Annotated in this window: 11 protein-coding genes; 4 read left to right on the top strand and 7 right to left on the bottom strand. The window is 55.2% G+C overall.

From position 1 onward, the window contains the following. Nucleotides 1-123 precede the first annotated feature (123 nt). Nucleotides 124-2,061: a MacB family efflux pump subunit gene (locus tag G006_RS0110445; protein WP_020483132.1), complete on the bottom strand. Its 1,938-nt coding sequence runs from the start codon at nt 2,059-2,061 to the stop codon at nt 124-126. Further along, entirely contained in the window at nt 2,058-3,212 is a 1,155-nt protein-coding gene (locus tag G006_RS0110440; RefSeq protein ID WP_020483131.1) for an efflux RND transporter periplasmic adaptor subunit, read from the bottom strand. The genes G006_RS0110445 and G006_RS0110440 overlap by 4 nt, the downstream gene beginning before the upstream one ends. Here G006_RS0110440 and G006_RS0110435 point away from each other — a divergent pair. Next, nucleotides 3,196-3,480 carry a hypothetical protein gene (locus G006_RS0110435; RefSeq protein WP_020483130.1) on the top strand — a complete coding sequence of 95 codons (285 nt, stop codon included), beginning with the start codon at nt 3,196-3,198 and terminating at the stop codon, nt 3,478-3,480. The two genes, G006_RS0110440 and G006_RS0110435, sit on opposite strands and share 17 nt — an antisense overlap. 124 nt (nt 3,481-3,604) lie before the next feature. Here the strand turns inward: G006_RS0110435 and G006_RS0110430 are convergent, their stop codons facing one another. After that, nucleotides 3,605-5,254, bottom strand: coding sequence for a phospholipase D-like domain-containing protein (locus G006_RS0110430; RefSeq protein ID WP_020483129.1), 1,650 nt, complete (start codon nt 5,252-5,254; stop codon nt 3,605-3,607). Between the two features lie 101 nt (nt 5,255-5,355). After that, the gene (locus tag G006_RS25420; RefSeq protein ID WP_020483128.1) at nt 5,356-5,904 is read right to left on the bottom strand and encodes a ribonuclease T2 family protein; all 549 of its coding nucleotides are present in this window, start codon (nt 5,902-5,904) and stop codon (nt 5,356-5,358) included. Nucleotides 5,905-6,025: 121 nt separating this feature from the next. Here G006_RS25420 and G006_RS0110415 point away from each other — a divergent pair. Next, a protein-coding gene (locus tag G006_RS0110415; RefSeq protein WP_235048809.1) for an IS3 family transposase occupies nt 6,026-7,209 on the top strand; the annotation gives its coding sequence in 2 pieces (ribosomal slippage) (nt 6,026-6,290 and nt 6,290-7,209; 1,185 coding nt in all). 130 nt (nt 7,210-7,339) lie between these two features. Here G006_RS0110415 and glnE read toward each other — a convergent pair. After that, on the bottom strand, nt 7,340-10,213 hold the full coding sequence (gene glnE / locus G006_RS0110410; RefSeq protein WP_026146957.1) for a bifunctional [glutamate--ammonia ligase]-adenylyl-L-tyrosine phosphorylase/[glutamate--ammonia-ligase] adenylyltransferase: 2,874 nt from the start codon (nt 10,211-10,213) through the stop codon (nt 7,340-7,342). A 174-nt stretch (nt 10,214-10,387) separates the two neighbouring features. Between glnE and G006_RS0110405 the strand changes: the two genes are divergently transcribed. After that, nucleotides 10,388-10,861: a cytochrome c gene (locus tag G006_RS0110405; protein ID WP_020483126.1), complete on the top strand. Its 474-nt coding sequence runs from the start codon at nt 10,388-10,390 to the stop codon at nt 10,859-10,861. Between the two features lie 57 nt (nt 10,862-10,918). Then, nucleotides 10,919-12,364 (top strand): DcaP family trimeric outer membrane transporter, encoded by a 1,446-nt coding sequence (locus G006_RS0110400; protein ID WP_160167673.1) that lies wholly within the window; start codon nt 10,919-10,921, stop codon nt 12,362-12,364. Nucleotides 12,365-12,439: 75 nt separating this feature from the next. Here G006_RS0110400 and G006_RS27070 read toward each other — a convergent pair whose 3' ends face one another. After that, on the bottom strand, nt 12,440-13,249 hold the full coding sequence (locus G006_RS27070; RefSeq protein WP_020483124.1) for a general secretion pathway protein GspB: 810 nt from the start codon (nt 13,247-13,249) through the stop codon (nt 12,440-12,442). 10 nt (nt 13,250-13,259) lie between these two features. Further along, a complete protein-coding gene (locus G006_RS0110390; protein WP_020483123.1) occupies nt 13,260-14,855 on the bottom strand; it encodes an ExeA family protein in 1,596 nt (531 codons plus the stop codon). Nucleotides 14,856-15,111 lie beyond the last annotated feature (256 nt).

Genomic DNA, 15,111 nt, shown 5'->3' with positions numbered 1-15,111 from the left:
AGAGGGCTAGGGTGAGGGATGTAAATTGTTGATTTGATTCCCTCATCCCAACCTTCTCCCTGAGGGAGCAGGAGTCTTTTTGAGTATTTAGAAATTCCCGAAAGGCTGGGTTAATAAATTTACTCATTCCGCCGCCAAGGCCACGACCGGGTCCAGATACGCCGCCTTGCGGGCCGGTAAATAACCAAACAGCAAGCCGGTGCCGAAGGCGCAGGAAAACGCCAAGATGGCCGGCAGCGGGGAAAACAACACCGCCATTTCAAAATACTTCAGGACATAACCGGCGGCAAAGCCCAGCAGTACGCCCATCAGGCCGCCCAAGGTGCAGACCACAGCGGCTTCGGTGTTAAATTGCAGCAAAATGTCGCGGCGGCGAGCGCCGGTGGCGATGCGGATGCCAATCTCGCGGGTGCGTTCGGTGACGCTGACCAGCATGATATTCATCACACCGATGCCGCCGACCAGCAAGGAAATGGCCGCGACGATGCCCAGCATCATCGTAAAGGTATTTTGGGTTTCAGTGGCCGATTCGATGATGGAAGCCATGTTACGGATGCGAAAATCCTCTGTTTGATGGCGGGCAATCAGCAAATCGCTGATGGCTTGCTGGGTGGTGTCGATTATGGAGACATCCTTTACCAGCACGGTAATCCCGCCTAAATACTTTTGCCCAAACAAACGGATTAAACCGGTACTGATCGGCACGAACACCGAATCGTCGCGGTCGGTCCCCATGGCGTCGGCACCTTTGCTGGACATTACGCCGATCACTTCGAAGGGGATATTGCCGATCATTACATAGCGGCCCAGCGGGTCTTCGCCGTCTACAAATAACAATTTGCGCACGGTCTCACCCAGCACCATTACCGGCGCATAGCGGCGCTGGTCGCGCTCGTCGAAGAAATCGCCGCTGCCCAAGGGCCAGTCACGCACTTGCGGCATGCTGGAGGCCACGCCCTGCACGCTGGTGGCGTAATCGACATTGCCGTAGCGCACCGTCATGCGGCTGCTGCGTTCCGGCGAGGCCCACAGCACGTTGTCCAGTTCGGCGATGGCGTCGGCATCCGCCGGCATCAAGGTGGCGATATCGCCGCCGCCGCGAAAGCCGGTAATGCCGGGGCGGATAGACAGGACGTTGGTGCCCATGGCTCGCATCTGTTCCAGCACTTTTTCCTGACTGCCCTGGCCGACCGCCAACATGGTGACCACGGCGGCAACGCCAATCACGATACCCAATAAGGTCAAGGCGGTGCGAAACAGGTTGGCGCGCAATGAGCGCAAGGCCGTTTTCGCAGCTTCGCCAAGTTCGGCCAGCAGGCCGGCAGCGCCGATCCCGCGATGCACGGTGGGGGCCAGCAACTGGCCGCTGCGATTGGCCACGCCATCGCTGACGATTTTGCCGTCGGCGATAGTGACGATGCGTTGCGCGTGTGCGGCGACTTTGTCGTCGTGAGTGATCAATAAAATGGTGCGGCCTTCCTGGTGCAGGGCTTTTAGTAAAGCCATCACTTCCATGCCGCTCTGGCTGTCCAGCGCGCCGGTGGGTTCGTCGGCCAGGACCACCGGCGGATCGTTTACCAAGGCGCGGGCGATGGCGACCCGTTGTTGCTGGCCGCCGGAGAGTTGCATGGGCTTCTGTTCGCTGCGGTCTGCTAAGCCTAGTTTGGCGAGTAATTGCAAGGCGCGCTGCCGGCGCTCTGGCTTGTTGAGGCCGGCGTACAGGGCGGGGATTTCGATGTTTTCGGCGGCGCTGGCGGTATTTAATAGGTTGTAGCGCTGGAAGACAAAGCCAAAACTTTCCCGGCGCAGCGCCGCCAGTTGATCAGGGTTTAAATCGGCAACGTCCTGATCTAACACCCGGTAGCTGCCGACGTCGGCTTTATCCAGACAGCCGATCAGATTCATCAACGTCGATTTGCCGGAACCGGACTGGCCGATGATGGCTACAAACTCGCCAGGCCAGATGGTCAGTGATACATCGTCCAAGGCGCGGACGATGCTGTCGCCGTTAGGGTAAAAACGCTGAATATGTTTTAGTTCCAGCAGGGGCAGGGCGCTCATAGCCTGGGAACCCCGGCACCAGGATAGCCTTGGTCTTTTTTGCGGTTTTTGGCTTTATCCTCTTTGCCGGCAGCGATTTGCACCCGGTCGCCGGCTGCTAGCCCTTCAAGTACTTGCACGAAGCGGCGGGTTCTCAAGCCAATTTGCACGATTTTGTCTTGCGGGCCTTGCTCGGTCAGGACTTTTACCTGGTAAGCATGACCGTTGCCTTGATCCTGGTTGCGCTGGCGCGGCCCCAGGACATTGACGGGAATCAGCGGCACTTGTTCGGCTTTGCCCAGCACGAAAAACATCTGCGTGCTCATGCCGGTCATCAGTTGCCGGTCGCTGTTATCGACATCAACCAATACGTTGTAGAGCACCACATTATTGATCACTTCCGGTGTCGGCAAAATTTGCCGCACTGTGCCTTGCCAGCGTCGTTCGCCGGAACCCAGCGTGGTGAAATACACCGGCATTTCGGAACGTAAACGCATCACGTCGGCCTCGGCCACCTGAGCGCGCACCGTCATCGTGTCCAGCTTGGCCAGTTGCAGGATGGTCGGGGTAGTTTGGTTGGCGTTTAAGGTTTGGCCTTCGCGGGCTTTCTGATCGACCATGGTGCCGTCCATCGAGGCAAAGATTTTGGTAAAACCCAGATTGGTCTTGTCGCCGTTTAAGGTCGATTGCACCTGCTCAATTTGCGCTTGCAGCGACTCAGCAGTGGCTTTGGCGTTTTTTAAGGTGAACTCGCTATTTTGAAAGTCCTGGACGCTGACGCCCTTGCTTTGCAACAACTCGCGGTTGCGGTCGTATTGCTGTTGAGCAAACACCACTTGCGCCTGTTGACCGGCCAGTTGTGCCTGCAAATTCTTGATATTGGCTTCGTCCGCCGCGACTCGAGCGGCATATATGCGAGGGTCGATCTGCGCCAACAGTTGGCCGGCCTGGACGTTATCGCCGATTTTGACGTAGATTTTTTGCAGCTGGCCGGTGACCTGCGCACCGACATCCACGTATTCCTTGGGTTCCAGCTTGCCTTGGGCGGTGACGTTTTCTTCCAGGTCGCCGAGCGTCACTTCAACAGTTTCGGCGTGGTCCTGGTCGGTATTTTTGGGTTGCTTGGCAAGATACCAGCTGCCAACAGCAACGGCTATGGCCAATAAAAACATGACAAGCCAGCGCAGGCGCCGGCGGTTTGACGATGAAGCGGGAGATTGCGGCATGGCACTAATCAATGGCTACTTTAGGATTACGGATAGTTTCCCGACCAGCAGTAGTGGCGATGGCTTCGACAGCGGTATCTGGGGAGTGCGCTGCATCAACCCGTTGCAAATCGGCGGGCGAGCGGCTTTTGAAACTAGCTTGCAGTGTATTATCTGCCACTTTGCTTGGCAAGCCGGCAAACCTCTAGGAAAGGTAAAGCTTGGTAAAGTTTGATTAGCGCCTGTCTACCTAGACGTAGATTGATAGGCAAGATTTAGGGGGATCTCTAAATATATTGCATCATACCGGCCTCCTCCCAGAGGGAGATGGAGAGTCCTTTACTCCTTAGAGGAACTTTTCAACCAAAAAACGCCAACCTTGCAGCCTCCCGTTCGCCGCCGTCGAAAAAGCGTAAAGCCCATTGGTCTGTGCCGTCCAGAAAGCCGGCCTGCGGATTGAGCTTTTTCTGCTTGGCGGCCCAGGCGGAATAGTCGCGGAAATAGTAATGATCGAACATGCGCATGAATTCGCCCAGATAAACATCGGCGACCGCCGTATCGCCGATGATGAATAACTGGTTTTCGTCGTTGTAACGGCAGGAGTTGGTGCTGAAGTTGGCTGAGCCGGTGACGACCAATGGGTTATCCGAGAGCGGGTCAACCAGCAGGATTTTGGTATGTACGTGTACGCCGGAATGATGCTTGGACTCAGCTAATAATCGGCCTTGCCATACTTCCAGGGTGGATTTTTCGTTAATGGCGGCGCTGGCCGCGAGTTGGGTGTTGGGGGCGTCGTGCAAGGCTTTGTCTACCACGCTGCGGGTATTCAACAAACCCAATACGTGCGCAGGTGCTTTGACTAGGGCGGCTTCCAGTTCGTCGTGCATCGCAAACGGCGCGGTAAAGCAAATCATGCGTTTGCTCGCCGTTACCCATTCCGCGCATTCGCTGATGGCTTCGGTAGATTTGCGGGGACTCAGTACTAGATGCGAGCCCGCAGCAGTCGTTGCAGGCGGTTGGGTTAAACCCATTACTATTTTCCGCGAATCGGCACCCGGCAAACTGGGGCTTTTCCAAACGGCTTGGTGCCAATCGAAATATTGTTTGGCGACTGTGGCGTCGCTGATGACATGGCCGACATTGGATTGCCCGTAGATTGCGCCATCGGTGAAATTGGTGGAGCCGGTCCACACCGAAATCGGCTGGCCTTTGCCGTTGCTGAGCACCATGAATTTGTTATGCGAGATAGTCAAGCCGGCGCCGGTGCGGGCCTTACAGACGCTTTTTAAGCCGTATTTTTTGATCTGCGGCAGCGCGTCGAGCGAGGGGCCATCGCCTTTGGCGTCCAGCAAGCCGTCGTACAAAATCTCCAGTCTGACTTTGCGCAACTTGGCGCGTTTTAACGCCTGGAAAAAGGCGTCTTTGGCAAATTCGTACAAAAATAAATGTAGGCCCTGTTTGGCTTTGGCAGTGTCGATATAGGCGATCAGGGCTTCCTCCAAGCCGCGTGATAACCAACGGCGGGCGTTTTCATCGACAATTTCGCCGGTCGGCAAATGTGGAAACCTCGATGCAAAAGCCTGGCTGGCAGCTGCGCTGCGATTGAAATGCACGGCATGTCCCTGGTTGCCGACGGCGACCGGGTGTTCGCAACTCACTTGCACTGCCACCGACTCGAAAGTTTTTAATGCGCCCGGTTTTCCGGTCAGGGCGTGTATGGTGTAAGTATACGTACGGCCAGGTTTGGTGGTGTAGTCACCCCAATGAAATTTCTGGATCGGATGGTCGCGGCTGCTGACGCTGTAACCGTCGTCACCGGGCAGGTCGAAGCGCTTCAAGCCGCGCAGCCAAGTCACTTCGCCGTTTTCATGATCCTCGCGACGGATACCGAAGCCCAGTAACCCGCCGCAGTAGGCTTTGGGGCAGGTAAACGCCAACAGCACCACGTAAGTGCCGGCGATCGCTCTGACTTGCAAGCCCTTGGGGCTAATGTTGATTTCGCTACGCATGGCCGTCTCCGTTTAGATAGAGTGGATAGCAAGTTTACGTCTTTTAGCCTTACGGTTGCGAGGCTGGCAAACATTAAAAAATAGCGGTAGAGCCAGCGCAGCTATTTAATATTCCGCACCAAAAAATCCTTTTGCCCGCAAGATTTCGCCGCACTTTTCACCACGTCGGCGCCGCAACTGGCTGTCGCGCCGCTCTTATCCAGACACACGAACATTTCCTTGAAAAACCGTCCACCGCCGCTGCAAAACGGGACGATGGCTTGTTCTTTCAGCCAAGGGTTGGCCTCGGCAAAGGCGCTTTTCAACCCTTCCGCTGTGGTTCGGAAAGGTTTTTGCGGCCGCTGATAGCTAAGCGGGATGGCGACCTTGCTCTTCAGCGCTTGCGATAACTGAAAATAGCCGGTTTGGGTCAATCCGGAGCAGGTGCCGTGTTTTTCCCATTCGTGTTCGAATAGAAATTCGGAGGGATATAGCTCTGGAAACGCTTGGGCTTGGCTAGGTGCATAGGCTTCCTTGGTGCAAAAGCTTGGATAGCCGATGTTGTATTGCGGCCATAGGCCATGCAGCACCAAACCCAGTTTCTTGCCGCACTGTTCGCGGTCTTTGGGTTGTTCCTCGCAATAGGTGGGCGACCAGGATAAGGCCAACACATAAGCGTCGAACCTGCCGGGCTTGCCGTTGGCGGCTAGGCCGGTCGAGAATGCTGTAGTGGTCTAATAAAAACGGACACCCGAATAGGTTGATAAACTATCAACCTTCAAGGTGAAACGAATGAAACGAGAAAGGCGAAGTTTTGATGCGGCGTTCAAGCTGCAAGTAGTACAAATGATCCATGAACAGGGACTCACGGTTCCTCAGGTTTGTCAGGAGCTGAAGCTGGGCGAGACTGCGGTACGTCGCTGGCTGAAGCAGGTGCAGGCCGAGCAATCCGGTCAACCGGGCATAGGTAAGCCGTTAACCCCTGACCAGCAGCGGATTCGGCAGCTGGAATTAGAAAATCGGCAACTGCGTTCGGATAACGAATTGCTAAAAAAGGTTTCGGCCTTCTTTGCCAAGGAACTGCGATGAAACACCAAGTGATTCACCAGTTAACGGCAGAGAAGGTCGTCACGGTGCAGCAGGGTTGTCAGTTACTGGGCGTCAGTCGGTCGGGATGGTATGCGGCCCAGAGACGAGCACGGCAGCCTCAAGCGCTTTGCGGCACGCGGGTTCGACTGCGCAGTCTGTTCGAAGCCACCGGTCAATGCTATGGCAGTCGTCGTCTGCGCAAGGAACTGGCGGAACAGGGAATCGAGATTGGCCGTCATCGGGTGCGCAGCCTGATGAAGGAACTCCAGATCAAGCCGATCTGGAAACCCAAGTTTGTGCATACCACCGATAGCAACCACAACCTGCCGGTGTACGAGAACGTGTTGGATCGCCAGTTTGAGCAAGCCGAGGCCAACCGAGCTTGGGTCTCGGACATTACTTACATACGGACCCTGAGCGGTTGGCTGTATCTGGCGGTGGTGTTGGATCTTTATTCGCGCAAAATCGTCGGTTGGGCCATGGCACCCAACATGCCGACAGAACTGGTCTGCACCGCCTTGCAAATCGCCATCGCCCAGCGCCGACCGCCGCCGGGCCTGATCGTCCATTCCGACCGGGGTAGTCAGTACGCCAGTCACGAATATCGGGCGTTACTGGCCCATCATGGTTTTCAGGGCAGCATGAGTCGTAAGGGCAACTGCTGGGACAATGCCGTAATGGAGCGATTCTTTCTGAATCTTAAAATGGAGCGCGTCTGGCACCGCCAGTATGCCAACCATACCGAGGCCATCCGAGACGTGACCGACTATATCGTCAATTTCTACAACAGTCGGCGCTTGCATTCGTCATTGGGCTACCTGCCGCCCAACGGCTATGAAATGAAAATGGCAGATCAACAACCTATTTTGGTGTCCGAAAAAAGTTGACCACTACATGCTGCCAAACACAGCAGTAACCAAGTTTTCATAAATTGCTCCAGGGGTTAGAGTTTTGAGCGAATCACGTCATGCCGAGAGGGCGAATGAATTTGCCCCCTACATTTTCATCCCATCAGCATCACAGCATAAACTGTTGCCAAATCCGTTCTACTTCAGCGCGTAACTCGTGAAATTCGTCACCGTGCGCGGTCGCGCTGAGGCCTTGCAAAACCTGATGATGACCGTAATCGCGATAGGCGCAATAGGCTTGTTTTAACAGCGCGGCATCGGTTGGCGAGATAAAACCGTGCTCCTGCAAACCTTCCAGCAGGCGGACGTTATCGGTGTAAGTCGCTAGACTCGGCTGCTGCGCGGTTTCTGCGAGCACGCCAAACTGGACGATGAACTCAATGTCGGCGATGCCGCCCTGGCTTTGCTTCAGATCGAATACCGCCGGGTCTTTGGGCGCTAGGTTTTCGCGCATTTTTTCGCGCATCTCCCGCACCTGGGTTTTCAACTCGTCGCGGTCTCTGGGTAAGGCTAAAATCCGGCCGCGAATCGCTTCGTAGCTGTGCTTTAAGTTTTCGTCGCCGGCCACGAAACGGCCGCGCACCAGGGCTTGGTGCTCCCAGGTCCAGGCCTCGTTTTTTAAATACGCTTCGTAATGGTCGATATGCGTGACCAGCAAACCGGAATCGCCGTTGGGCCGCAAGCGTAAGTCGGCTTCGTAGAGGATGCCGGACAGCATTTTTGTATCCAGAATATGGCGGATTTTTTGGCCCAGGCGTAAATAAAACTGGCCGGAATTGATCGGTTTTTCGCCGTTGGTTTGCGCATCGCCGTCGGCGCAGGCGTATAAAAACACCAAATCCAGATCGGAGCCGTAGCCCAGCTCGATTCCGCCGAATTTACCGAAGGCAATGATCGCAAAGTTCTGCGGATTAGGGCCGGTGCCGGGCGGGTGACCGTGTTTGCTGACCAGCATGTGCCAGGCGCATTGCAATACCTGCTCCAGAATGGCTTCGGCGGTCCAGGTTAGGTAGTCGCTGACGATCATCACCGGTATCACGCCCATGATGTCGGCGGCGGCCACCCGCAACACGTTCAAGTGCTTGAACTGGCGTAGCGCAATCATCAGTTGTTCGCTGTCCTGGGTATCGACGCGGGCGAGTTCGCGTTGCAAGTCCTCGCGCAAGGCCTGTTTTTGCAGCGGATCGTAGAGCGAACGGGTATCCAGCAATTCGTCGAATAGAATCGGATACAGCGACAGATATTCGCAAATCCACGGGCTGGCTGCCGCCAGTTTGATCAGCTGATTCAGCGCATCCGGATTTTCGGCGAGTAAGGCCAGATACACGTTGCGGCCGGCTACGGCTTCGAATAAATCTAAAATGCGCAGCAAGGTCGCGTCGGCGTTTTCGCTGTTTGCTACTTGCTCTATCAGTTGCGGCATTAAGCGGTCCAACACCCCGGCGCCCTTGCTGGTCATGCGTTTAATGGCGTGCGATTCCTTAAAATCGACGAGGGCTTTTTGTAGGCTCGGCGGGTCGGCAAAGCCATAGTCTGCCAGCGCTTCCAGGGCCAGTTCGTTGTCGGCGGGGCTGGACCATATCAAGCGGGCGCTTTGTTGTTTGTTGTCCTGGTCGCTGAGCGAAAACACCTGTTCGAAAATATCCTGCACCGATGCACGCACCTGGTCCAACTCGGCTTTGAACGCGCTCCAATCCTCGAAATCCAGCGAATAGGCCAGAATCCGCTGCACCAGCGGATTTGCCGGCAGGTCGTGCGTTTGTTTGTCCTGGTATTGCTGGATATGGTTTTCCACGCGCCGCAAAAACCGGTAGGCAAATTTTAAGGTCGCCACATCCTCGACAATCATCAACCCCAGTTCTTCCAACACGGTGAGGACGGTCTGAATTTCACGTTGCTGCAAGGCGACGTCTTGGCCGCCGCGGATCAGTTGAAAGGCCTGGCCGATGAATTCCACTTCGCGGATGCCGCCGGGGCCGAGTTTGACATTGTCGGCGCGGTCACGGCGTTTCAGCTCCTGGGCAATCTGGAATTTTAACGAGCGCAGTTCCTCGAACGCGCCGTAATCCAGATAGCGGCGATAGACAAACGGTTTAATCAGCGCCGCCAGTTGTTTGCCGGTATGGAAATCACCGGCTACTTGGCGGGCCTTGATCATCGCATAGCGTTCCCATTCCCGGGCTTGGGTCAGATAGTATTGCTCCATGCCGTCGAAATTCATGATTAACGGGCCGCTATCGCCGAAGGGCCGCAAGCGCACGTCGGTGCGGAACACAAAACCGTCCACGGTTATCTCGTCCAGCATTTTGACCAGCGACCGGCAGATGCGGGTAAAAAACTCGCCGTAGCTGATTTCTTTTTTCTCGGTCAGTACGCCGTCCTCGGCGTAGGCAAATATCAGGTCGATGTCGGAGGAATAATTCAGTTCCCAGGCGCCGAGCTTGCCCATCCCCAGCACCACTATATTAAACGGTGTGCTGTCGGCCAGCGTCGGCGTGCCCCAGCGCGTGCAAGCTTGGCGGTATAAAAAATCCAGAGCGGTTTGAATGCAGGCCTCGGCCAAGGCGGTTAAATCAGTTAGCGTTTCGTCCAGGTCGGACCAGCCGGCCAGATCGCGCCAGGCGATTCTGATCATCTCCCGACGGCGGAACAAGCGCAATTGCTTGGCCAGAGCGGGTTCGCCTTCGGCGTTGCCGCCTTGTTGCAATGCTGCGGCGTAATCTTCGCGGCGCAAAGGGGCGAACAGATCGGTCGATGTCACCAGCTCCGGAATCAGCTCGGGATTGCGCAGCCAGCTTTCGCTAATGAATTGGCTGCAAACACACACTTTTAGCACCGAAGCGGAAAATACCTCGTTGTCGAAAATTTGGCGTTGCTCCTGACTCAGTTTTTCGTCGAGCTGAGAACAAAAGTCGGCGGCCAAGGTCCGCAGTTCATCCGGCAACATTACCGTGTGCTGGGACAGAGAATCGAGAAGTGACATAGGCGGTATCCTGTCGGAAGAACGGAAGCAGCATGATACCTAAACTGCGAACGCTACCCTAGATAGCGACTGAAAAAATATACCTACAGGATTCGGGTAAACTTAAACTAGGCCATGATGCGGCTGGGAGCCGCATCTTTCAGATTTCAGATTGATCGAACCGGAGCGCGATGCATGAAAACCCTATATCTATCGGCACTAGTATTGATATTGAGCGCTTGTAGCCAAAATAATCAGTATGCGCATTTGGAGGGCGGACGTAGCCAAACCGGCCAGCCGGCCTTACATGCGGTGCGGGACAATCGCTTGCATGAACTGATGGACAGGATGGACAGCCTGATGCAGGAGCGGTTTATGACCGAGCAGCAATTAGACGTGGAGCGCCGCAAGTATTCCCGGCAAATCGGTGAAGCAGCGCGGGATTTGGCGGCTAATGTCGAGACGATGATTGCTCAGTTGCCCCGTTTGCAGTTAAACGCGGTCGAACAAACCACGTTTCTGGCCCTGGCCGGCAAGCTGAGGGAAGAGATGCGCCAATTGCAGCAGCTTGCCGAGCAAAATCATATAGACGCCATTCCGGATAGTCTGCATGAAATCAATACCACCTGTACCTCTTGTCATGCTTTGTTTAGAAAGCTTGGGGGTTAGAAAATGAGCCAATCGCCGCTATTGCCTAAACTATTTTCAATGCTGTTGTGTTGTTGGATGGTTAGCCCTGTGCACGCCGCCGACGAAGACATCAAGACTTTGCTGAAAGCCTTGAGCCAGCAAATGACTCAGTTACAGAGCCAGGTTGATCGTTCCAACTCGAGGATAGAGCAGTTGGAGCAGGAGTTACAGCATGTCCGCGCCGAGCAAGTCGCCGTCAACAAGCCAGTGGTTGGCAACACCGTTCAGGCGACGACGGCAGCGCCGACCAAGGTGGCAGGGGTATCTGCGAGTCCCGGTCCAATTACCGATAAAGCCAAAGAGAAGCCGCCGGTAACGGTCGGCGATGTGAAAGGCACGTTTAAAATTCCCGGTACGGATACTTCGGTGGGCCTGGGCGGCTTCGTGAAAATGGATACCTTGTTCAATAGCGTCAGCGCCGGACGAGACAGGCTGGGCGACCAGCAGTTGGCCATGTCGCAAATTCCGGTGGGCGCTGCCGGGGAACGAGGTCAGGTCGCCTTCCATGCCAAGGAAAGCCGCTTGTGGTTCAAGTCGTTTACGCCGACTAGCGACTGGGGTGACATAAACACCTATATGGAGTTTGATTTTTACGGTGATCCGGCAACCTACGCCTATACGCCGCGGTTAAGACATGCCTACGGCTCCATCGGTCATTTTTTGGCCGGGCAAACTTGGACCACCTTTCTTAACGTAGCCGCATTGCCAGATACTTTGGATGTCGGTGGTTCGGCAGGTGCCTTGACCAGCTTGCGTCAACCCCTGGTGCGCTGGACCGAACCATTTAGCTGGCTGGGTACGCCAATGGAATGGCAAGTGGCGTTTGAGGCGCCGCGCAGTCGTTTATGGGTCGATACTGCGCTGGAGACTTCTTCCAGTAAAAGCACCAATCCCAATCTGGATGCGGCTTATTACACCACGCCCAACGCTGACCGCTATCCGGATTTGATTGCCAGGCTAAACCTGAATCCTGATTGGGGCAATGTGTCGTTGGCGGCGGTTGGTAGGCAGGTCCGCTACACCAATGGTACGACCGGCTACCGGCAAGCCGAATGGGGCGGCGGTGTCAATCTGGCGGGCCGGATTAATACCTTTGGCTTGGATAATATCCGCTTTATGGCGCACTACGGCAAAGGCGATGCGCGCTATGTGTCCACCAATAATACCTTCGCTGACGCAGCGCTTGACCAATATGGCGCTATCGAGTTGGTCGAAGCGTATGGCGGAATGTTGTCTTATCAACATTGGTGGGATAAACAATGGCGCTCCAGCGTTACTTATGGCTTTGCGCAGGGGGATTATCCGACGTATGCGAATACAGTGTTGAGCCATCAAGTGCAGTCCGTGCATGCCAACCTGCTCTGGAGCCCGGTCAGTCAGGCCATGTTGGGAGTGGAATATACCTATGCGACGCGCGAGTTGATAGATGGTCGGGACGGCGTGTTACAGCGGGTGCAGTTTTCAGCTAAGTACAGCTTTTGAGCTTGGCTGTGAACCAATACAAACCGGTTGAAATCGGGGCCGGGCGGAAGCCGATAGGCATTCCGTCAGCAGCTATTAGCGTTTGATCTTGAACACTCGGCCCTCGTAACGGACGATAATTCCGTCCTCTACTATTTCCTTCAGTTCCAACTGGTTTTTGATGGTCTGGCCGGGTACGTATTTGATCATGTCTATCATCACGAAACGTTCTGCCGGCGTTGATGAATAGCTAAATACATTGATCGGTAGGCTGGGCAACGATTGGCGCAGCTCCGGCGGCAAGTCTTGTATTGTGGGCAAATCGTTCTGCACCCGTGCGGTTGGGACGGGTTCCGGTTTTTTGGCCGCCGCTTCGCCGGGTTCCGCAGGTTGTTGCGGAATCATGCTTGCATGCGGTTCCGGCTCGGCAATCGGTTTGCTAGTTGGCGTTGGTTGGGCGATTACGGTCGGAATAGGCTTTACCGACTGCTGCGGGGCAACGGGCGGTTTAACCCTCACGGCCGGCTCGACCGGTTGTTTCGCGTTAGTTGCAAGTTTCTCGGGGGCCGGCGTAGGATTCCGAGGCTGCTCAATTTTGGGGGCGGAAGAAATCCTAGCCGGTTTCGGAAGGCTATCGGGTGCAAGCGGCGGATTTGTTTTCGCCAGCAACGGCGATGGTTTTTCGATGTTGGCGACCGGCGGCACTTTGTCTGCGGGTGGCTGCGGCGCGATGCCCAGAAAATAGGTCAGAATCGCCAGGTTTATCAGGACCAACACAACAATGATCTTGGTTAGGCTGTGCCGCTCGGGTGTTTGCTGAATAGCGATGCGACTGGTCACCGTCTCCGGCTGTATGGCTTGGCGTTCTCGTTCGGATTTGCGTAATGCATTCAAGATGTAAGACATATCAACAAGCCTAGCGAGTGGTTAGTGCCAAATGGGGCGAAGCAGCGGCTCCGCTTTGGTTATCCAGATGAATTAATGTGTGGGCACCGGCTATGCCGTCGGGTGTTAGATGTTGCCGACGTTGGAAAGCAACCAGCTCGGCTTTGAGGGTTTCATCGAACATTTGAGAGGCCATGTTGCCGTCAGGTTTTCCGGTGATCTTAGCGAGCTGTTCGCGCAGCCAGAGCACAGCTGCGGATTGCTGCAGCGGCGCGATTTCCGTGATCCCAGGATGCGGCGGCCGCCACAGCAGCAGATAATTGCCGTCCCAGTTCGTTAACAGCTCGGCTAGCGGAATTTTGCGGGTATCATCCTTGACGCGGAGTTCAGCATGATCGCGGTCGATACCGATCAACAAGGCGTAGCGCTTTTGCTCGGCAGGGCCTGAAAACGCCAAAATGGCTGGGCGGTCTATGCTCAGCAATTCCTGCCAACTGGCCTTTCCTGACAAGCAACTCAATCCCAGAGCGGCGACCGCATGGCAGTCCAGCGCTTTGTCTGCTGGCGCCGGTTCCCGCCAAACTTGCAGTGCTTCAGCTAATGCGCCCGTCAATGTCAGTCCCGCATTCTCAAGAATTTGATTGAGGCTGGGTACTGCTAGCTTGGCGGTCACTGGCGCCGGCAAGGCAGTTTGTTGGGTCGCGACCGGCTTGGCAGGCTTGAACAAGGATAAAACCGGACGCCAAAGCTCAAATCCCATCACCGCGGCAAAGCACAACACTAAAGCGGCCGCGCCATACCATCGCGGTATAGACCGGGCCGAGCCCATAACTTCCGCCGCCGCCCGGCGAATAATCGCCGGCGTAATCAGTCCTGCATTGGTTGCGTAGGCGCCCAGCAAAGCTCGGTCGCACAAAATATTGATTAATCGCGGCACGCCGTTCGAATACTGGTAGATCTTGCGGATTGCCGCTGGGTTGAACAAACGATAGTTGCCTTTGCAGACTCTCAGCCGATGTTGAATATAAGCCCGGGTCTCTTCCAGGGAGAGCGGCAGTAAATGGTAGCGCGCGGTGATGCGCTGATTGAGCTGCCGCAAATCCTGGCGCGCCAGCATGTTGTTTAACTCAGGTTGGCCGACCAGAATGATTTGCAGCAACTTGGCCTTGCTGGTTTCCAGATTGGTCAACAGCCGGATTTGCTCCAGCACTGTCATGCTCAGGTTCTGGGCCTCATCAATCAGCAAAACCGTCCGCCGGCCATTGGCATACGCGGTCAGCAGATAGTGATTGATGGCATCGATCAGATTTTTTGCCGTTATCGGCATGCTGTTGTGGCGGATGCCCAATTCGTCGCAGATGGTTGCCAACAGTTCCAAAGCAGTTAGCTTGGGGTTCAATATCAGGGCGATATCGACGTTATCCGGCAACTGCTGGAGTAGGCAATGGCACAGCGTCGTTTTCCCGGTACCCACCTCGCCGGTCAAGGCCACGAAACCGCCGCCCCGGTTAATGCCGTACAGCAAATGCGCCAGACCTTCCTGATGCCGCTCGCTCATGAACATGAAATGCGGATCGGGCGAGATCGAGAAAGGCAATTCGCTGAAATTGAAGTATTGCTGGTACAAAGTTCGGGTGCTTCAAGAAAATGGTCGCACGATGCTAATTCAAACTGGGGTAAATTGCACTTAAAAGTCTGTGCAACTCCACTGGTAACTGCGATTGGCGAGTGTAATCGGGGGACGATTTGTAAAGCTTGCTCATAGGTGTCGCTAACGCGACGGTTGTTTTAATGTCGGGTCTCGGCCCGACAGCCGAGTAACTTTTCTTTGTTTGGCCAAAGAAAAGTCACCAAAAGAAAAGCCACCCGGATGCCGCTTGTTT

It is taken from the genome of Methylomonas sp. MK1 (genome assembly GCF_000365425.1).
Lineage (GTDB): Bacteria > Pseudomonadota > Gammaproteobacteria > Methylococcales > Methylomonadaceae > Methylomonas.
Note: the sequence above shows the minus strand (reverse complement) of the source record. Positions and strands in the feature narration are given on the sequence as shown.